This is a genomic window from Cellulomonas wangleii (genome assembly GCF_018388445.1).
In the GTDB taxonomy this organism is placed as follows: Bacteria; Actinomycetota; Actinomycetes; order Actinomycetales; family Cellulomonadaceae; genus Cellulomonas; species Cellulomonas wangleii.
On record NZ_CP074405.1, the window covers coordinates 590,024 to 608,031 of the forward strand.

At 75.2% G+C, this 18,008-nt stretch carries 17 protein-coding genes; 9 read left to right on the forward strand and 8 right to left on the reverse strand.

Annotation, left to right across the window (positions count from 1 at the left end; all coding sequences use genetic code 11):
* The first annotated feature begins 54 nt into the window (after positions 1 to 54).
* On the forward strand, positions 55 to 402 hold the full coding sequence (locus KG103_RS02960; protein WP_207340392.1) for an STAS domain-containing protein: 348 nt from the start codon (positions 55 to 57) through the stop codon (positions 400 to 402).
* On the forward strand, positions 399 to 1,043 hold the full coding sequence (locus KG103_RS02965) for an ANTAR domain-containing protein (protein ID WP_207340393.1): 645 nt from the start codon (positions 399 to 401) through the stop codon (positions 1,041 to 1,043). The genes KG103_RS02960 and KG103_RS02965 overlap by 4 nt, the downstream gene beginning before the upstream one ends.
* A gap of 76 nt (positions 1,044 to 1,119) precedes the next feature.
* Here KG103_RS02965 and glpK read toward each other — a convergent pair whose 3' ends face one another.
* The 3 genes from glpK to KG103_RS02980 form a co-directional block, all read right to left on the reverse strand.
* The gene (gene glpK / locus KG103_RS02970; RefSeq protein ID WP_207340394.1) at positions 1,120 to 2,640 is read right to left on the reverse strand and encodes a glycerol kinase GlpK; all 1,521 of its coding nucleotides are present in this window, start codon (positions 2,638 to 2,640) and stop codon (positions 1,120 to 1,122) included.
* Positions 2,641 to 2,681: 41 nt separating this feature from the next.
* A complete protein-coding gene (locus KG103_RS02975; RefSeq protein ID WP_207340395.1) occupies positions 2,682 to 3,407 on the reverse strand; it encodes an MIP/aquaporin family protein in 726 nt (241 codons plus the stop codon).
* Between the two features lie 128 nt (positions 3,408 to 3,535).
* Positions 3,536 to 5,347 (reverse strand): glycerol-3-phosphate dehydrogenase/oxidase, encoded by a 1,812-nt coding sequence (locus KG103_RS02980; protein ID WP_207340396.1) that lies wholly within the window; start codon positions 5,345 to 5,347, stop codon positions 3,536 to 3,538.
* 178 nt (positions 5,348 to 5,525) lie between these two features.
* On the opposite strand from KG103_RS02980, the gene KG103_RS02985 reads away from it, so the two are divergent.
* Positions 5,526 to 6,506, forward strand: coding sequence for a sugar-binding transcriptional regulator (locus KG103_RS02985; RefSeq protein WP_207340397.1), 981 nt, complete (start codon positions 5,526 to 5,528; stop codon positions 6,504 to 6,506).
* 35 nt (positions 6,507 to 6,541) lie between these two features.
* Positions 6,542 to 7,057, forward strand: coding sequence for an amino-acid N-acetyltransferase (locus tag KG103_RS02990; RefSeq protein WP_207340398.1), 516 nt, complete (start codon positions 6,542 to 6,544; stop codon positions 7,055 to 7,057).
* 66 nt (positions 7,058 to 7,123) lie between these two features.
* On the opposite strand, the gene KG103_RS02995 is transcribed toward KG103_RS02990, so the two are convergent.
* Positions 7,124 to 8,068, reverse strand: coding sequence for an HhH-GPD family protein (locus KG103_RS02995; protein ID WP_207340399.1), 945 nt, complete (start codon positions 8,066 to 8,068; stop codon positions 7,124 to 7,126).
* A 202-nt stretch (positions 8,069 to 8,270) separates the two neighbouring features.
* Here KG103_RS02995 and KG103_RS03000 point away from each other — a divergent pair, with 202 nt between their 5' ends.
* Positions 8,271 to 8,906: a hypothetical protein gene (locus KG103_RS03000; RefSeq protein WP_207340400.1), complete on the forward strand. Its 636-nt coding sequence runs from the start codon at positions 8,271 to 8,273 to the stop codon at positions 8,904 to 8,906.
* A gap of 26 nt (positions 8,907 to 8,932) precedes the next feature.
* Here KG103_RS03000 and disA read toward each other — a convergent pair whose 3' ends face one another.
* Positions 8,933 to 10,006, reverse strand: coding sequence for a DNA integrity scanning diadenylate cyclase DisA (disA, locus tag KG103_RS03005; RefSeq protein ID WP_089800379.1), 1,074 nt, complete (start codon positions 10,004 to 10,006; stop codon positions 8,933 to 8,935).
* A 44-nt stretch (positions 10,007 to 10,050) separates the two neighbouring features.
* The gene (gene radA / locus KG103_RS03010; RefSeq protein WP_207340401.1) at positions 10,051 to 11,472 is read right to left on the reverse strand and encodes a DNA repair protein RadA; all 1,422 of its coding nucleotides are present in this window, start codon (positions 11,470 to 11,472) and stop codon (positions 10,051 to 10,053) included.
* Positions 11,473 to 11,587: 115 nt separating this feature from the next.
* Here radA and KG103_RS03015 point away from each other — a divergent pair, with 115 nt between their 5' ends.
* The 4 genes from KG103_RS03015 to KG103_RS03030 all read left to right on the forward strand — a co-directional run bounded on the left by KG103_RS03015 (position 11,588) and on the right by KG103_RS03030 (position 15,633).
* Complete coding sequence (locus tag KG103_RS03015; RefSeq protein WP_249670723.1) at positions 11,588 to 12,250, forward strand: TetR family transcriptional regulator; 663 nt, start codon at positions 11,588 to 11,590, stop codon at positions 12,248 to 12,250.
* Positions 12,247 to 13,167, forward strand: coding sequence for an ABC transporter ATP-binding protein (locus KG103_RS03020; RefSeq protein ID WP_207340402.1), 921 nt, complete (start codon positions 12,247 to 12,249; stop codon positions 13,165 to 13,167). Before KG103_RS03015 ends, KG103_RS03020 begins: the two co-directional genes overlap by 4 nt.
* A complete protein-coding gene (locus KG103_RS03025; RefSeq protein ID WP_207800627.1) occupies positions 13,164 to 14,810 on the forward strand; it encodes an ABC transporter permease in 1,647 nt (548 codons plus the stop codon). Before KG103_RS03020 ends, KG103_RS03025 begins: the two co-directional genes overlap by 4 nt.
* A 64-nt stretch (positions 14,811 to 14,874) precedes the next feature.
* Positions 14,875 to 15,633 carry a hypothetical protein gene (locus KG103_RS03030; protein WP_207340403.1) on the forward strand — a complete coding sequence of 253 codons (759 nt, stop codon included), beginning with the start codon at positions 14,875 to 14,877 and terminating at the stop codon, positions 15,631 to 15,633.
* Positions 15,634 to 15,636: 3 nt separating this feature from the next.
* Here KG103_RS03030 and KG103_RS03035 read toward each other — a convergent pair whose 3' ends face one another.
* Together KG103_RS03035 and KG103_RS03040 are read right to left on the reverse strand one after the other, a co-directional pair.
* A complete protein-coding gene (locus tag KG103_RS03035; RefSeq protein ID WP_207340404.1) occupies positions 15,637 to 17,229 on the reverse strand; it encodes a sensor histidine kinase in 1,593 nt (530 codons plus the stop codon).
* A 2-nt stretch (positions 17,230 to 17,231) separates the two neighbouring features.
* On the reverse strand, positions 17,232 to 17,984 hold the full coding sequence (locus KG103_RS03040; RefSeq protein WP_278186663.1) for a response regulator transcription factor: 753 nt from the start codon (positions 17,982 to 17,984) through the stop codon (positions 17,232 to 17,234).
* Between the last annotated feature and the right edge of the window lie 24 nt (positions 17,985 to 18,008).

Consider the following 18,008-nt stretch of genomic DNA (forward strand, 5'->3'; position numbering starts at 1 on the left):
GGTCATCCCGGGGTTTCCCGGGGTGCCAGGCAAGCGCCTTTGGGGGCGAGCCACATGTCCAGCCACACGCCCAGCACCAGCTCCATCACCGTCCGGCGCGACAGCACGGCTGTCGTCGTGCACCTCAGCGGCGAGATCGACATCTCGCTGCGCGACGAGGCCCGCGACGCGCTCGCCGAGATCGCCGAGGCGGGTCTCCCGGTCGTCGTCGACCTCGCCGAGGTTCGCCTGCTCGGCGCCCCCGGCATCGCCTTCCTCCTGCAGTGCGAGCGCATCTGCGTGGAGAGCGGGGTGGGGTACGGAGTGCGTGACGTCCCTGCCGTGGTCGCCCGCCTGCTCGACGTGCTGGGGCTCGGTTCCGTCCTGCACCGCGACGGCAGTCGCATGTCGATGTCCTCATGACGGCCGTCGCGCCGGGCGCGGCGACCGCCGTCGTCCCGCCGGGGATGCTGGTGGTGCTCGCCCTCCTGCGCCGCGTCCTCGAGCACGAGCTGCGCCGTGGCGTCGACCTCCGTGTCGTCGCCGAGGTGGCCGGGCGCCCCCCTCACGTCGTCTCGACGCCCGGCTCCGTGGCGCCGGACGTGCCGTGGCCGGAGCCGGGGACCGTCGGGCCGGTGTCCACCGCCGTGCGGCACGGCACCACCTGCGTCGCCGTCCGGACCTCCGGCACGGTGGACTGGTCCGACGTCACCGACGACCTGCGCGTGACCGCCGGGGTGCTGTCCGGCATGATCGCCGACCGGGCGGACGCGGACGACCTGCGCCAGGACGTCGCCGACCTGACGGCGGCCATGCGCAGCCGCGAGGTCATCGACCAGGCGATCGGGGTCGTCGTCGCCCACCGCCGCTGCTCCCCTGAGCGGGCGCTCGAGGTGCTGCGGACCACGGCGCAGCGCCGCGACGAGAAGCTGAGCGAGGTCGCCACGCGGGTCGTCGCCCAGGCGGCCGGGACCCGCCCCGTCAGCGGCACCCCGTTCCAGCCGCGCAAGCACGTCGGCGTTCCCGCGTCCGACCAGCAGGAGGCCGGCAACCGCCGGACCTGACGTCGGCACGGGTGCCCCCGGCGCGGCACGGCCCCGGCGCCGGGTCGGTCACCGGGGTCGTGCCGCGTCGGACGCGTCAGCGCACGTCGTCGTCCACCCAGTCGAACGACTTCGTCACGGCCTTCTTCCACAGCCGGTACTGCCGGTCGCGCTCGTCGTCCGCCATGGCGGGCTCCCAGCGCTTGTCCTCCGACCAGTTGTCGATGACGTCCTGCTCCCCGGACCAGTAGCCGACCGCGATGCCCGCCGCGTACGCGGCTCCCAGCGCGGTGGTCTCGGCGATCTTCGGACGGACCACCGGCACGCCGAGGATGTCGGCCTGGAACTGCATGAGCGCGTCGTTGGCGACCATGCCGCCGTCGACCTTCAGCTCGGTGAGGTCGACGCCCGAGTCGGCGTTCATCGCGTCGAGGACCTCCCGGGTCTGGAAGGCGGTGGCCTCCAGCGCGGCCCGGGCGATGTGCGCCTTGGTGACGTAGCGCGTCAGACCGACGAGCGCACCACGCGCGTCGGACCGCCAGTACGGGGCGAACAGGCCGGAGAACGCGGGGACGAAGTACGCACCGCCGTTGTCCTCGACGCTCGCGGCCAGCTTCTCGACCTCGGGGGCCGAGGAGATGATCCCCAGGTTGTCGCGCAGCCACTGCACCAGGGAGCCCGTCACCGCGATCGAGCCCTCGAGCGCGTACACGGTGTCGCGGTCGCCGATCTTGTAGCAGACCGTGGTGAGCAGGCCGTTCTTCGACGCGATCGGCTCGGTGCCGGTGTTGATGAGCATGAAGTTGCCGGTGCCGTACGTGTTCTTGGCGTGGCCCACCTCGAAGCACGCCTGCCCGAACGTCGCCGCCTGCTGGTCGCCGAGGATGCCGGCGATCGGCACACCGGGAAGCAGGCCACCCTTGCGGCCCGCGCCGTACACCTCGGACGACGAGCGGATCTCGGGCAGCATCGACACCGGGATGCCCATCTCACCCGCGATCTCCTCGTTCCACGTGAGCGAGTCGATGTTCATGAGCATGGTGCGGGACGCGTTCGTCGGGTCCGTGACGTGGATCCCGCCGCGGGTGCCGCCCGTCATGTTCCACAGGATCCAGGAGTCGGTGTTGCCGAACGCGAGCCGGCCCGCCTCGGCCTTCTCCCGCGCGCCCTCGACGTTGTCGAGGATCCACCGGATCTTGGGGCCGGAGAAGTACGTGGCCAGCGGCAGGCCGACGCGGTCCTTGTAGCGCTCGGCGCCGCCGCCCAGGGCCGCGAGCTCGTCGCAGATCTTCTGCGTGCGGGTGTCCTGCCAGACGATCGCGTTGTACACCGGCTCACCGGTCTCGCGGTCCCACACGACCGCCGTCTCACGCTGGTTGGTGATGCCGACGGCGGCCATCTCCTCGTGCGTGAGGCTCGCGCGGCCCAGCGCCTGGCCGACGACCTCGCGGACGTTGGTCCAGATCTCCTTCGCGTCGTGCTCGACCCACCCGGCCTTCGGGAAGATCTGCTCGTGCTCCTTCTGGCCCACGGCGACGACGTTCGCGCCGTGGTCGAAGATCATCGCGCGGGTCGAGGTGGTGCCCTGGTCGATCGCCAGGACGTACTGGTCGGTCATCGGGGAGCCTTTCGTCGGGACGGTCGTTCGAGGTGGTCGGGTCAGCCGACGTAGACGCGTGCCAGGAGGCCCGCGAGCACGCCGCCGAGGAGCGGGCCGGCGATCGGCACCCACGCGTAGGCCCAGTCGGACGAGCCCTTGCCCTTGATGGGCAGCAGCGCGTGGGCGATGCGCGGCCCGAGGTCACGCGCGGGGTTGATCGCGTAGCCGGTGGGGCCGCCGAGGCTCGCGCCGATGCCGACGACGACCAGCGCCACGGCCAGCGGGCCGATCTCCGCGGGCGTCTCACCGAACGCGAGCACGAAGAAGATGAGGACGAAGGTCGCGACGACCTCGGTGAGGAAGTTCCAGCCGTACGAGCGCAGCTCGGGGCCGGTCGAGAACACGCCCAGCTTGACGGCGGGGTCGGCGTCCTGGTCGAAGTGCTTCTTGTACGCCAGGTACGCCAGGCCGGCACCGACGGCCGCGCCGAGCATCTGCGCCGTCACGTACAGCACGCCGTTGAGCGCGGTGACCGGGATGCCCGGCGCGAACTCCTCGCGACCGGCCGCCCAGATGCCGATCGTGACGGCGGGATTCAGGTGCGCACCGGACTTGTACGCGGCGTACACGCCGGCGAACACCGCCAGGCCCCACCCGAAGTTGATCATCAGCCAGCCGCCGCCGAACCCCTTGGTGCGCGGGAGGATCGCGTTGGCCACGACCCCCGCGCCCAGCAGGATCAGGATCGCGGTGCCGATGGTCTCCGACCAGAACGCATCAACCATCGTGTAGTCCACTTCAGACCTCTCTCGTCGACGTCGTTGTCACGCGGGTCACCGCCGGGGCCTCACGTCGCCGCACGGGTGCGGCGGGCCGGTGGTGCGGGGCGGCGGTGCCCCGCACCACCGGTGCCTCAGGTGCCCGCCGGGCCGGACGCGCCGCGGCCGGCCGGCGAGCCGGGCTTGGTTCCGGGGTCGGCGTCCTCACCCAGCGGGAGAAGCGGCGCCAGGTCGGGCGCCTTCAGGCGGACCGCCTCGGCGGTGGCGTCGTCGGGCTGCGCGGCGGCGGCCTCCTCCGCCTCCGCGCGGGCGCGGTACGCCTCGATCTCGCGGCGGCGGGTCGCGTCGTCCCACCCGAGCAGGGGTGCCAGCAGGTCGGCGATCTCGTCGAGGGCGCCGACGCCCCGGTCGGCCTGCTCGTAGTTCAGGCGGGTGCGGTGCATGAGCACGTCGTCCAGGTGCAGCGCACCCTCGTGGCTCGCCGCGTAGACGATCTCCGCACCGATGTACGCCGGCGCGTGCTGCAACGGCTGCGCCAGCTCGGGCCGCTCGTCGCACAGGTCGGTGAGCTCCTGCAGCAGGGAGCCGTACCGGTGCAGCAGGTGGTCCATGCGCGGACGGTCCCAGCCGTAGCGGGCGCCGATCGCGCGGGCCTGGCGCTGCACGACCTTGAGCCCCTCGGCACCGACCAGCGGCACGTCCTGCGTGATCGACGGCAGCGTCGTCGCCCGCGAGCCGAGCGCGAAGTCGACCGCGTCCTTGGCCATGACCCGGTACGTCGTCAGCTTGCCGCCCGCGACGACCGTGAGGCCGGGCGTCGGGGAGGCGACGGTGTGCTCGCGCGACACCTTCGCCGACGACGTGCCCTCCTTGGTCCCCGGCTGCAGCAGCGGGCGCAGGCCCGCCCACGTCCCGATGACGTCCTCACGGGTCAGGGGCCGTGAGAGCACCTGGTTGGCGTGCTCGATGACGTAGTCGATGTCGGCGCTGGTGGCGACGGGGTGCGTGAGCTCCTGCTCCCACGGGGTGTCCGTGGTGCCGATCACCCAGTAGCGGGACCACGGGATGATGAACAGCACCGACTTCTCGGTCTGCAGGATCAGGCCCGTGTTGCCCTCGATCCGCTTGCGCGGGACGACGATGTGGATCCCCTTGGAGGCCAGCACCCGCAGGCCGCCCTCGCTGCCCGCCAGCGACTCCGTCTGCTCGGTCCACACGCCGGTCGCGTTGATGACGTGGCGCGCGCGCACGTCGATCCGGTCGCCCGTCTCCAGGTCCACCACCTCGGCACCGGTCACGGCGCCGCCGGTCGTGGTCTGCAGGTCGACGACCTGCGTGCGGGACGCGGCGTGCGCGCCGTAGCTGACGGCCGTGCGCACGAGCGTCTCGACCAGGCGGGCGTCGTCCACGCTCGCGTCCCAGTACCGCACGGCTCCGATCGCGGCGTCGTGGCGCAGGTCGGGGAACAGCCGCTCCATGCCCTTGCGGGTGAGGTGGCGGTGCATCGGCATGGCGCGGTGGCTGCCGGAGACCGAGGCCAGCGTGTCGTACAGCGCGACCCCCGCGCCCACGTACGCCCGCTCCCACACGCGGTTCTCCAGCGGGTACAGGAAGCTCACGGGCTTGACCAGGTGCGGGGCGAGGCGCGTGATGAGCAGGTCGCGCTCCGTCAGGGCCTCGCGGACCAGGTGGAAGTCGAGCATCTGCAGGTAGCGCAGGCCCCCGTGGACGAGCTTGCTCGAGCGGCTCGACGTCCCCGAGGCCCAGTCCTGGCCCTCGACGATCGCCGTGGACAGGCCGCGCGTCACGGCGTCGAGGGCGATGCCGGCGCCGGTGACGCCCCCGCCGACGACGAGGACGTCGAGCTCCTGACCCACCTCGGAGCTGCGGCGCAGTGCGCCCAGTGCGTCCTGCCGGCCCTGGGCGGTCAGCGGTGCGGTCCTCATGTGGCGGTCCCTCCCGGTGGAGCCGTGGCTCGGTGGTCGCGGCTCCCGGCGGGGGCCCCCTCGCTCGCCGGGTGCGTCGCCGATATGGTCATCACGTACAGAACGGACGCGCAACTCGAATGCACGAACGTGCAGCCTCGGGGACTCGCGTGTCGTGCCCGACGGAGGGTGGTGCCGCGTGTTCGTCGAGCGGGAGCAGGACGTGCTGCGCGCGGCCTCGATGTACTACCTGCAGGACCTCAAGATGGAGGTCATCGCCCGGCACCTGGGCACGTCGCGGTCCACCGTGTCGCGGCTGCTCAAGCGGGCGCGGGAGACGGGGCTCGTCGAGATCACGCTGCGACCCTCCAGCACCCGTGCGCCCGGCCTGGGCCGCTCGATCTCCGCCGCGTTCGGCATCGACACCTACGTCGTGCCCGTGCCGGACTCCGCCGGCTCGGTGGAGCGGCTCGACCAGGTCGCCATGACGGCCGCACGTCTGATCGGCTCGTGGTTCGACTCCGACATGGTCATGGGCATCGCCTGGGGCACCACGCTCGCGGCCGTCTCGCGGTACCTCGCCCCCAAGCCCACCCGCGGCTCCGCGGTCGTCCAGCTCAACGGGGCCGCCAACATGCGCACGTCCGGCGTCGAGTACGCCTCGGACCTCATCTCGTCGTTCGGCTCGGCGTTCGCGGCCGCCGTGCACCACTTCTCGGTGCCCGCGTTCTTCGACTACCCCGACACCAAGGCCGCCATGTGGCGCGAGCGCTCGGTCCGCCGGGTGCTGGACATGCAGCGCCGTGCCGACATCGCGGTGTTCTCCACCGGTGCCGTCGCCGGCGCGGTGCCGTCGCACGTGTACTCCGCGGGCTACCTCGACGACGCGGACGTGCGGCGCCTGCACGACGAGGGCGTGGTCGGCGACGTGTGCACCGTCTTCCTGCGGGGCGACGGCTCCTGGGAGGACGTCTCGCTCAACAGCCGCGCCACCGGGCCCACCCCCGCCGAGCTGCAGCGGATCCCGCGCCGCGTGTGCGTCGTCGCCGGTGACAACAAGGTGGCGCCGCTGCTCGCGGCCCTGCACGCCCGGGTCGTCACGGACCTCGTGGTCGACGAGGTGACCGCCACCGCGCTGGTCGAGGCCGTCGCCGGCCGCGCGCCCGGACGGCCCCGCTGACGGCGCGGGTGCACGTCCGTGCGTAGGTTGTGCGCGTGAGCACCACCGCCTCCGTCGAGATCGCCCCCGCCCTGCCGTCCGACGTCCGCGCGATCCACCGCCTGGTCGAGCCCTACACCCGTGAGCGCATCCTCATCGCCAAGGAGTGGGTGGGCTACTACGAGGCCGTGCAGGAGTTCCTCGTGGCGCGTCCCGTCGCCGGCGGCGACCTGGTCGGGTGCGGGGCGCTGCACGTCATGTGGGAGGACCTCGCGGAGATCCGGACCCTCGCGGTGGCGCCGGAGCACCGCGGCCGTGCCGTCGGGCACCTGCTGGTCGACGCGCTGCTGGACCGTGCGCGCCGGCTCGGGCTGCGGCGCGTGTTCTGCCTGACGTTCGAGGTCGACTTCTTCGCCCGCCACGGGTTCCGCGAGATCGACGGCACGCCCGTGCCGCCCGACGTGTACGTCGAGCTGCTCCGCTCCCACGACGACGGGATCGCCGAGTTCCTCGACCTGGCGCGCGTGAAGCCCAACACCCTCGGCAACACGCGCATGCTCCTGGAGCTCTGACCCACCGGGGTCGCGACGGCGCGGCCGGTGCCGCGGCGAGGCCGGCGCGGGTGGTGCCGCGCCGGGTCAGTGCGGCAGCCGGTAGGTGGCCGCCGCCGGGTCCGGGTCCTCGCCCGGCGCCGGGTCCCGCGTCACCAGGCCGTCCGCGACGAGCGCGTCGACGCAGCGGGCCAGCTGGGCGGCGTCCGGCCACACCGCGGCCAGCGCGTCGTGCGGCACCGGCGCGAGGGCCTCCCGCAGCAGTGCCATCACCCGGCCACGCACCTGCCGGTCCGTGCCCGCCCACGCCTGCGTCCGGCGTCGGTGGGCGTGCGCGTCCGCCGGTCGGCCGGCGGCGAGCCACCGGCACCGGTCCGCCACCGGGCACGCGGCGCACCGCGGCGTGCGGGCCGTGCAGACCAGCGCCCCCAGCTCCATCGACGCCGCCGACCAGCGTGCCGCCGCGGCGTCGTCGTCCGGCACCCACGCGGCCGCACGGCGGACCTCGGCCGCCGTCTGCGCGGGCGCCGGCAGCGCCTCGCCCGCCGCGACGCGGGCCAGCACCCGGCGCACGTTGGTGTCCAGCACCACCGACCGGCGGCCGAACGCGAACGCGCGCACCGCCGCCGCCGTGTACGCCCCGACGCCCGGCAGGGCGAGCAGCGCGGTCTCGTCGTCCGGCACGACGCCGCCGTGGCGCTCGACGACCGCCCGGGCGCACTCCTGCAGGCGCAGCGCACGGCGCGGGTAGCCCAGCCGGTCCCAGGCGCGCAGCACGTCCGCCGTGGGCGCGGCGGCCAGGTCCGCGGGCGACGGCCACCGCTCGAGCCAGGCCCGCCACGCCGGCTCCACCCGCACCACCGGGGTCTGCTGCAGCATCACCTCGCTGACGAGCACACCCCACGCGGTGCGGTCCGCGGCGCGCCACGGCAGGTCGCGCGCGTGCCGGTCGAACCAGGCGACCACGTCCGCGCGGACGGACGCGTCCGGTGCGTCGGTCGCCGGGGGCGGTGTCTGCTGAGCGACGGGCACGCCTCATGGTGCCCGTGCCCGGCGGGTGCGCCAACTCGCCCCGGTCCCGCGGCGAGGCGCGCGGGGCGGGCGTCGGTCTGCGGCGCGTCGGCGCGGCGTGGAGCGCGTCGTGCAGCGCGTCGGGCGGCGTACGCCGCGGTGGCCTCGTACCGTGGTCGCGCACAGCCAGCCCGCGCGCGGCGCCCACCTTCGGAGGTCCTGCATGAACGACCGGACGCCCCCGGCGGGCCGCGCACCCCGGCCCGCGCGTCCGGTGCCGCCGCCGCGGCCCCCCGCCCGGGTGTTCTGGATCCGGCGGTTCGTGGTGCTCGGGCTGCCGGTCCTGCTGATCGTGCTGCTCGTCGTCTGGCTGACGGGCCGCGGCGGTGACGGTGAGCCCGCCGCCGCGCCCACCTCCGCGGCGCCGCAGGCCGCGCCCACGACGCCGCCCGCCGACGAGCCCGGCGTGCCCGACTGCGCGCCGGAGCAGCTCGTCCTGGCGATCACCCCCGGTGCCGAGGCGTTCCCCGCGGGGGTCGACCCCACCTTCGAGGTCGGGGTCACCAACTCCGGGTCCGAGCCGTGCCTCGTCGACGTCGGCGAGGCGCAGCGGGAGGTCCTCATCACCTCCGGCGACGACCGCGTGTGGTCGAGCCGCGACTGCGCCGCAGCCGACGCCCCGCCCCGGACCCTGCTGCTCGCCGGGGGGCAGTCGGACGTCACCCAGCTGGTGTGGCCGCGCGAGCGGTCCGCCGCCGGCTGCGCGGGCGGTCTGCCGGACCCGGGGGACGGGACCTACTCGGTCACCCTGACGGCGGCCGGCGCGACCTCACCGCCGGCGGTGTTCGGCCTGGGCTGAGGCTCGGGTCGGACGGAGCGCTCGGGTCAGACGTAGCGCTCGAGGATGCTCGACTCCGCGAGCCGCGACAGGCCCTCGCGGACGGAGCGTGCACGCTGCTCGCCCACGCCGTCGACCGCCATGAGGTCGTCGATCGTGGCGGCCAGGAGCTTCTGCAGCCCGCCGAAGTGCCCGACCAGCCGGTCGACGACCGGGCCGGGCAGCCGCGGCACCTTCGACAGCAGCCGGTAGCCGCGGGGTCCGACGGCGGCGTCGAGCTCCTCACCGCCGCCCGGCAGCCCGAGGACGCGCGCGATGTGCGCGATGTCCAGCAGCTGCGTCGAGTCGAGCTCGGCCAGCGCGCCCGGGACCGTCTCGACGGTGCGACGGGACGTGTCCACGTAGTCGCGGATGACGAGCTCGCGCTCCGTGCCGACGCCGCCGACCAGCTCGTCGAGCTGCAGGGTCAGCAGGCGGCCGTCGGTGCCGAGCTCCACCACGTAGCCGGCGATCTCGTCGGAGATGCGGCGGACCATCTCGAGGCGCTGGACGACCGCGGACACGTCACGGACGGTGACGAGGTCCTCGATCTCGAGCGCGGACAGCGTGCCGCTGACCTCGTCCAGGCGGGCCTTGTAGCGCTCGAGCGTGGCGAGGGCCTGGTTGGCGCGCGACAGGATCGTCGTGGAGTCCTCGAGCACGTAGCGCTGCGCCCCGACGTACAGGGCGACGATCCGCATGGACGCGGATACCGAGATGACCGGCAGGCCGGTCTGCTTGGCGACCCGCTCCGCGGTGCGGTGCCGGGTGCCGGACTCGGACGTCTGGATCGAGGGGTCCGGCAGCAGCTGCACCGCCGCCCGCACGATCCGGTCGCGCACCGGGTCGATGACCACCGCACCGTCCATCTTGGCCAGCTCGCGCAGGCGGGTGGCGGAGAACTCGACGTCGAGCACGAACCCCCCGGAGCACAGCGACTCCACGGTGGGGTCCATCCCGAGGACGATCAGCGCCCCCGTGCGGCCGCGCAGGATCCGCTCGAGGCCGTCGCGGAGCTCCGATCCGGGGGCGACAGCGGCGAGCGTGGACCTCAGCAGGTCCTCCTGGTGCGAGTGGGGCACGTGCGAATCGTATCGGTGGCGTGACGTGTTGTCCGAGCCCGTGCTCACGCGTCGGCGGCGGGGGCGAGCCCGGCCAGCACGGCGGCGGCCAGGTCCGGGGCCTCGACGACGCGCAGACCGTCCGGCACGGCCACCTCCGCGAGCGTCCCGGCGGGGACGACCGCGCGCAGGCAGCCCAGGCGGGCGGCCTCCGCGAGGCGGCGTCCGACGCCGGGGACCGGGCGGATCTCGCCGGCCAGCCCCACCTCGCCGATCGCCACGAGACCGGCGTGCACGGGCACGTTCTCCCGTCCGCTGACGGCGGCCAGCGCGAGCGCCAGGTCCGCGGCGGGCTCGACGACCCGCGCGCCGCCGACCGTCGAGACGTACACGTCCTGGTCGGCCAGCCGCGCGCCGAGGCGTCGCTGCAGCACGGCCAGGACCATGGCCAGGCGGCTGCCGTCCACGCCGCTGGTGGTGCGCCGCGGGTTGGGCACCACGCTGGGCGCCACCAGGGCCTGGACCTCGGCCGCCAGCGGCCGTCGGCCCTCGAGCGTCACGGTGAGGCAGGTGCCGGGCACGTCGCTGACGAGCCGGGACGTGAACAGCCCGGACGGGTCGGCCAGCCCGACGATCCCGTGCTCGGAGAGGTCGAAGCACCCGACCTCGTCGGTCGGTCCGTACCGGTTCTTGGTGGCGCGCAGCAGCCGCAGCCGGGAGTGCCGCTCACCCTCGAACTGGCAGACGACGTCGACCAGGTGCTCGAGCGTGCGCGGGCCGGCCACCGAGCCGTCCTTGGTGACGTGACCGACGAGCACCACCGGCAGCGCACGGGACTTGGCGGCGGCGATCAGCGCGGCCGTGACCTCGCGCACCTGGGACACGCCGCCGGGCGCCCCCTCGACCTGGGCGGACGTGAAGGTCTGCACCGAGTCCAGCACCAGCAGGTCGGGGTCGACGCTCTCGACGTGGCCCAGCACGGTGCCCAGGTCCGTCTCCGAGGCGAGCAGCAGCGACGGCGCCAGCGCGTGGATCCGGCCCGCGCGCAGCCGCACCTGCGCCGCCGACTCCTCGCCGGTGACGTACAGGACGCGCCGGCCCGTGCGCGCGGCACGGGCCGCGACGTCCAGCAGCAGCGTCGACTTGCCCACACCGGGCTCGCCCGCCAGCAGCACGACGGCACCGGGCACGAGCCCGCCGCCGAGCACGCGGTCGAGCTCCTCGACGCCCGTCGGACGGGCGGCGGCCGCCTCGACGTCGATCTCCTCGATGGGGCGGGCCGGGTTGCGGGTCGGTGCGACGGCGACGGTGCGCGGCCCGCCGGAGCCGGGGCCGGCGTCCTCGACCACCGAGCCCCACTCCTGGCACTCGCCGCACCGTCCCACCCACTTGGTGGTGGTCCACCCGCACTCGGTGCAGCGGAACCCGGGGCGCTCGGTGGCGCGCTCGGTCCCGGGTCGGGCGCGTCGCGTGGTCGTCTGGCTCACGGGACGCACGGTACGTGCCGCCACCGACACCGGCGTCGGCCACGCGCACGGGGTGCGCCGACCTGTCGGGGGCAGGGGGTTGTGGACGGCTGAACGTACGTTTAGTCTGCTGAACGTGCGATCAGTCGACGACCTCACCGCCCGCGCGCGGATCCGTGACGCGGCGATGCTGCGCTTCGGGCGCGACGGGTTCGGCGTCGGCCTGCGGCAGGTCGCCGCCGACGCCGGCGTGAGCCCCGCGCTCGTGCTGCACCACTTCGGGTCCAAGGACGGTCTGCGCGCGGCCTGCGACCGGTACGTGCACGACGAGCTGCGGGCCGTGAAGTCCGACGCGCTGGACCGCCCGGCGGGCGACGTCATGGCCGAGCTCGCCGGCACGGAGCAGTACGCGCCGCTGGTCGCGTACCTCGTGCGCGTCGTCCTCGACGGCGGGCCCGGGGCGGCGGCGTTCGTCGACGGGCTCGTCGCGGACACGGTCGCCTACCTCGAGCACGGCGAGCGCACGGGTGCCGTGCGCCCCACGTCCGACCCGCAGGGGCGCGCCCGCTACGTCGTCGCCGGGCAGCTCGGGCTGCTGCTGCTCGCGCAGCTCGAGGCGGCCGCGGGCCGCGCACCGTCGCCGACCACGGACCCGGCGGCGGCGCTCGCCCACATCACCACCACGTCCATGCAGGCCGGGCTGGAGATCTTCACGCACGGCCTGCTCACCGACTCGGCCTACCTCGACGCGTGGCGCGCCGGGGAGGGCGCCGTCCCCGCCACCCGGGAGCAGCCATGACGGACGCGATCGCGGTCCAGGGCCTGGTCAAGACGTTCGGCCGCACGCGCGCGCTGGACGGCCTCGACCTGCACGTGCGCACGGGGGAGGTGCACGGCTTCCTCGGGCCCAACGGAGCCGGCAAGTCCACGACGATCCGCGTGCTGCTGGGCCTGCTGCGGGCCGACGGGGGCGAGGCGGTGCTGCTGGGCGGCGACCCGTGGCGCGACCCGGTCGCACTGCACCGCCGCCTCGCGTACGTGCCGGGCGACGTGACGCTGTGGCCGCAGCTGACGGGCGGCGAGACGATCGACCTGCTGGGCCGGCTGCGCGGCGGGCTGGACCCGCACCGCCGTGACGCGCTCGTCGAGCGGTTCGAGCTCGACACACGCGTGCGGGCCCGGGCGTACTCGAAGGGCAACCGGCAGAAGGTCGCGCTGGTCGCGGCGCTCGCGGCCGACGTCGAGCTGCTCCTCATGGACGAGCCGACCTCGGGTCTCGACCCGCTCATGGGTGCGGTGTTCCAGGAGGTCGTGCGCGAGTCCGCCGCACAGGGCCGCACGGTGCTCCTGTCGAGCCACGTGCTCGCCGAGGTCGAGGCGCTCGCGGACCGCGTGACGATCATCCGGCGCGGCCGTGCCGTGAGCACGGGCACGCTGGACGACCTGCGCGGGCTGACGCGCACGACCGTCGTCGCCCGCCTCGCGGACGTCCCCGGGGCGCGCGACGCGCTGACCGCGCTCGACGGCGTGCACCACCTGCGGGCCGACGACGCGCACGTCACGCTCGCCGCGGACGGGGTCGCGCTCGACGCGGTGCTCGCGACCCTGGCCGCGCACGGTGTGCGCTCGGTCGTCGCGCACCCACCGACGCTCGAGGACGTGTTCCTGCGGGAGTACGGCGACGAGCTCGCGACGCTCGGGGTGGGGGAGCGGTGACGACGACGGCGGTGCGGCGCGCGACCGCCGCACGGTCGGGCCCGCGGCGGACGACGCCCCACGGCCCGCTCGCGGGCACGGGCCGGCTGCTGCGGCTGGCGCTGCGCACCGACCGCTGGACGACCGGCATCTGGGCGGTCGCGGTGGCGGGGATGACGCAGGTCTCGGTCGTCGCGCTCGCGGAGCTCTACGCGCCCCCCGGCGAGCGCGAGGCACGTGCCGCGCTCATCGCGTCACCCGCCGCCACGGCGCTCGCGGGCCCGGGCTTCGGGCTCGACGACTACACGCTGGGCGCGATGACGGCCAACGAGCTGGCGCTGTGGCTGATGCTGCCCGTGGGGATCATGGGGGTGCTCGCGGTGTCCCGGCACCTGCGCGCCCCGGAGGAGGACGGGCGGCTCGAGATCGTCCGGTCCCAGCCGGTGGGCCGGGCGGCACCGGTCGTCGCGGGGCTCCTGGCCGCGGCGACGGGTGTGCTCGTCGTCGGTGCGCTGCTGCTCGTCGCGCTGCTCACCACCGACCTCGACCCGGGCGGCTCGGTGCTGATGGTCGCGTCCGTCGTGGTCGTCGCGCTCGTGCTGGCGTCCGCGACGGCGGTGGCCGCGCAGCTGACGACGCACGCCCGGACGTCGAGCGCGATCGGCATGGCGCTGCTCGGGCTCGCGTTCGTGCTGCGCGCGGTCGGCGACGTGCAGGGGCCGCGCAGCACGAGCGTGTGGACGTGGCTGTCGCCGTTCGGCTGGTCGCAGGCGACCGCGCCGTACACGCTCGACCGGTGGTGGCCGCTCGCGGTGGGCGTCGCGGCGGTCGCCGTGAACGTGGGGGTCGCGGCCGTGCTCGTGCGGCGGCGTGACCTGGGCACGGGTCTGCTGCCGGAACGGCTCGGCCCGGCGCGCGGGCGCGTCGGCGGGCTCGTCGGGCTCACGTGGCGCCGCCAGCGCACGTCGGTGCTCGCCTGGGGCGCGGGCGTCGTGGGGACGGGTGCGTTGATCGGGCTGCTGGCGTCGGCGGTCGTCGACTTCGTGGCCGAGGGGTCGGAGCTGGCCGTGATCCTCGGTGACGTCGACGACGCGGTCGCGGCGGCGTTCGGCCTGTACGTGGTGTTCATCGCGGTCGTCGCGGCCGCGTACGTCGGCACCGCGGTCGGCGCGGCGCGCGCCGAGGAGCGCTCCGGCCGCGCCGCCGGGCTCCTCGCGCTGCCGGTGTCGCGCGTGCGCTGGCTGGGCGCGCAGGTCGGTCTCGCGGCCGTCGCCGCGACGGTGATGCTGCTGCTCGCCGGGGTCGTGATGGGGGCGGGCGCGGCCTCCACGCTCGACGACGCGTCACAGGTCGGTCGGCTGCTCGGCGCGGCCGCCGTGACGGTGCCCGGTGTCCTGCTCGTCCTCGGCGTCGCGACGGCCCTGCTCGGCCTGCTGCCGCGGGCGACCGGTGCCGTGTGGCTGTACGTCGCGTACGTCGGGACGGTCGGGCTGTTCGGCGAGCTGCTGCCGGACGGCGTCGACGCGCTGTCCCCGTTCACCCACCTGCCGGCGCTGCCGGCCGCGCCGATGGACTGGCCTGCGGTCCTCCTCGTGACGGCGGTCGCGGCGCTGCTGGTCGTGGCGGGCCTCGCCGGGGCGCGGCGGCGCGACGTCGACGGCTGAGCGCTCGGTAGGCTGCGCGTGGCTCGGCAGCGGCCGACCACGCGACACGAGGAGACTTCGGCGCATGAGCGACACGGGACGACCCGGGCAGCCCCAGTGGGTGCCGGGGGCCACGGGACCGACGCACCGACCGGCCGTGACGCCGCAGGGCGTGCCCGGCCCCGTCGTCGGTGACGACGGTCCCGGCGACGGTGCACCGGGCGGGCGGCCGCGCTGGATGCTGCCCGCGATCATCGGCGTGGCGGTGCTCGTCGTGGCCGGCCTCGTGGCCGGCGCCGTCGCGGTCTTCGGTGACCGCGGCGCGGACGAGCCGGCGCCCGCCGAGACCGTCGTGCTGCCGCTCCCGACGCCGGCCGTCGCGCCCGTCGCGCGCCCCGCGACCACGGCGTTCGCGTCGGCGCTGCCCGCCTCGGTGCTGCAGTACGCGCTGGAGTCGTCGCAGGACGACGCCGAGTGGCTCGGCGCGGGCGCGCTGGAGGCGTACACCGAGACCTTCACCGACGGCGACGGCGGCACGCTCACGGTCCGCGCCGCCCAGCTCGAGACCGCGCAGGACGCCACGACGTTCCTGCAGGGCCTCACCGCGACGCTGCCCGGCGCCGCCGCGGACACCGCGACGTCGACCGAGCCGGCGCAGGCCGACGCGCCCGACCTGCCGCAGACGGGTGAGGTCACGGTCGGCGGCGAGCCCGTCGGGACGTTCACGGTCGTCGACGCGGGCGACGGCACCGGGGTGGCGGTCTGGCAGAACGCCACCGCGGTGTTCCGGCTCACGGCGCCCCTGGCCGACGTGCTCGACGCGTACGCGGCCTACGGGCTGTAGCCGCTACCGGCCGACGTCGGCAGCCGGCACGCGCACGACGAACGACGTGCGTCCCGGCGCGCTCTCGCACGTCAGCGTGCCGCCGTGGGCGGTGACCACGGCGCGGGCGATCGCGAGCCCCAGGCCCGTCGACCCCGCCGCGCGGTTGCGGGACTCGTCGCCGCGCGCGAACCGCTCGAACAGCCGGTCGCGCAGCTCGGGCGGCACGCCCGGTCCGTCGTCGGTCACGGACACCACGACGTCGTCGCCGTCGCGGCGGACCGCGACGGTCACGTGCGTCCCGGCCGGGGTGTGCCGGCGTGCGTTGGACGTGAGGTTGCCCAGCACCTGGCGCAGCCGGTGGTCGTCGCCGAGCACCGTCAGGGTCCCGACCTCGTCGTCCGGCACGTCCGGGTCGCCCTGCACGCTCTCGTCGCCCTGCCCCGGCAGGTCCAGGCGCCACACGTGCTCCGGGCCCGCGACGTGCGCGTCGGCCACCGCGTCGACGGCCAGCGCCGCGAGGTCCACCGGTGCGCGCTCCAGGGGTCGGCCCGCGTCGAGGCGCGCGAGCAGCAGCAGGTCGTCGACCAGCGCGCTCATGCGCGTGGCCTCGGACTCCACGCGTGCGAGCGCGGCCCGGGCGTCCGCGGGCAGCTCCTCGGGGGAGCGGCGCACCAGCTCGGTGTAGCCGCGGATCGACGCGAGGGGTGTGCGCAGCTCGTGGCTCGCGTCGGCGACGAACCGGCGCACCTGCTGCTCGGACTCCTGCCGCTCGGCCAGGGCGCGCTCGACGTGCCCGAGCATCCGGTTGAGCGCGGCGCCGACCTGCCCGACCTCCGTGGAGGGGTCGGTGTCGCGCTCGTCGACGCGCGCGGTGATCGCGACCTCCCCGCGTCCCAGGGGCTGCTCGGCCACGCGGGTGGCGGTCGCGGCCATGCGCGTCAGCGGCTCCAGCTCCCGGCGCACCAGCAGCGACCCGCCGACGCCCGCCACCAGCAGCGCCCCCGCGGCCGCCAGCACCTCGACGGCCACGTACCGCCGCACGGTCGCCTCCACGCCGGCGGACGGCAGCGCGGTGACCACCAGCTCGCCGTCGTCCGTGCGCAGCGCCACCGCCCGGTGCGGTCCCAGCCCGTCCAGCGTCACGGGGTGCACGCGGCCGTCCGCCGGCACGTCGAGCAGCGCGTCGACCTGCGCCTCGGTCAGGTCGACGAACGAGGCGTCGGTGTCCAGGTACTGCGCGCGCGTCGTCCCGTCGCCGACCACCAGGCTCACGGTCCCGACGTCCTGGCCGGGGGCGTCCAGCGAGGGTGGCCGCTCGCCGCGGCGGCCCCGCTCCCGACCGCCCTCGACGCGCCCGTCGTCCGCGCCCGGGGCGGTGTCCTCGCCGCGTCCGTCGGCGGGGTCGTCGGGGAACGGGGACGCCTGCGTCGCACGGACGGCACGCTGCGCCGCGGCCACGGTCCGCTCGTCCACCTGCGCGAGCAGGGAGCCGCGCAGCGCGACGGTCGACACGACGCCCGTCACCACGCCCACCAGGAGCACGAGCCCCAGCACGACGGCCACGAGGCGGCGCCGCAGCGGCCACCGCCGGCCGGTGCCCGGGGACGGCGTCATCGTCAGGACGCCGGGCGCAGCACGTACCCCACACCCCGCAGCGTGTGCAGCATCGGCTCGCGGCCCTTGTCGATCTTGCGCCGCAGGTAGGACACGTACAGCTCGACGATGTTCGCCTGCCCGCCGAAGTCGTACTGCCAGACCCGGTCGAGGATCTGGGCCTTGCTCAGCACGCGGCGCGGGTTGCGCATGAAGTAGCGCAGCAGCTCGAACTCGGTGGCGGTGAGGCGGATCGCGTCGTCGCCGCGCCACACCTCGTGGCTGTCCTCGTCCATGCGCAGGTCGCCGACCACGAGCACGGAGTCCTCGCGCTGCGCGACCGCCCCGGCCCGGCGCAGCAGGGCGCGCAGGCGCGCCACGACCTCCTCGAGGCTGAACGGCTTGGTCACGTAGTCGTCGCCGCCGGCCGTGAGGCCCGCCACGCGGTCCTCGACCGCGTCGCGCGCGGTGAGGAACAGGACCGGGACCGTGGGGTGGGTCTGCCGGATGCGCCGCAGGACGTCGAGCCCTGACATGTCGGGGAGCATCACGTCGAGCAGGATCACGTCGGGGTCGAGCGTGCGGGCCTTGCGGACGGCCTGGTGGCCGGTGTGCGCCTGCTCGGTCTGCCAGCCCTCGTAGCGCAGCGCGGTGCACAGGAGCTCGGCGAGGTTCGTCTCGTCGTCGACCACCAGCGCACGGATCGGTGACCCGTCGGCGCGCGCCAGGGCGTCGGGCCGGTGCGACGGGTGCGTGGCGGATGCTGTCGTCGTCATGTGACCAGGCTGTGCGACCGCCCT

Excerpts from the sequence above, each read along its gene's own strand:
- KG103_RS02965 (WP_207340393.1), top strand. The coding sequence starts at position 399 with ATGACGGCCGTCGCGCCGGGCGCGGCGACCGCCGTCGTCCCGCCGGGG.
- KG103_RS03030 (WP_207340403.1), top strand. The coding sequence starts at position 14,875 with ATGAGCGACACGGGACGACCCGGGCAGCCCCAGTGGGTGCCGGGGGCC.
- KG103_RS02975 (WP_207340395.1), bottom strand. The coding sequence starts at position 3,407 with ATGGTTGATGCGTTCTGGTCGGAGACCATCGGCACCGCGATCCTGATC.
- KG103_RS02960 (WP_207340392.1), top strand. The coding sequence starts at position 55 with ATGTCCAGCCACACGCCCAGCACCAGCTCCATCACCGTCCGGCGCGAC.
- KG103_RS03020 (WP_207340402.1), top strand. The coding sequence starts at position 12,247 with ATGACGGACGCGATCGCGGTCCAGGGCCTGGTCAAGACGTTCGGCCGC.
- glpK (WP_207340394.1), bottom strand. The coding sequence starts at position 2,640 with ATGACCGACCAGTACGTCCTGGCGATCGACCAGGGCACCACCTCGACC.
- KG103_RS03035 (WP_207340404.1), bottom strand. The coding sequence starts at position 17,229 with ATGACGCCGTCCCCGGGCACCGGCCGGCGGTGGCCGCTGCGGCGCCGC.
- KG103_RS03000 (WP_207340400.1), top strand. The coding sequence starts at position 8,271 with ATGAACGACCGGACGCCCCCGGCGGGCCGCGCACCCCGGCCCGCGCGT.
- KG103_RS02980 (WP_207340396.1), bottom strand. The coding sequence starts at position 5,347 with ATGAGGACCGCACCGCTGACCGCCCAGGGCCGGCAGGACGCACTGGGC.
- KG103_RS03040 (WP_278186663.1), bottom strand. The coding sequence starts at position 17,984 with ATGACGACGACAGCATCCGCCACGCACCCGTCGCACCGGCCCGACGCC.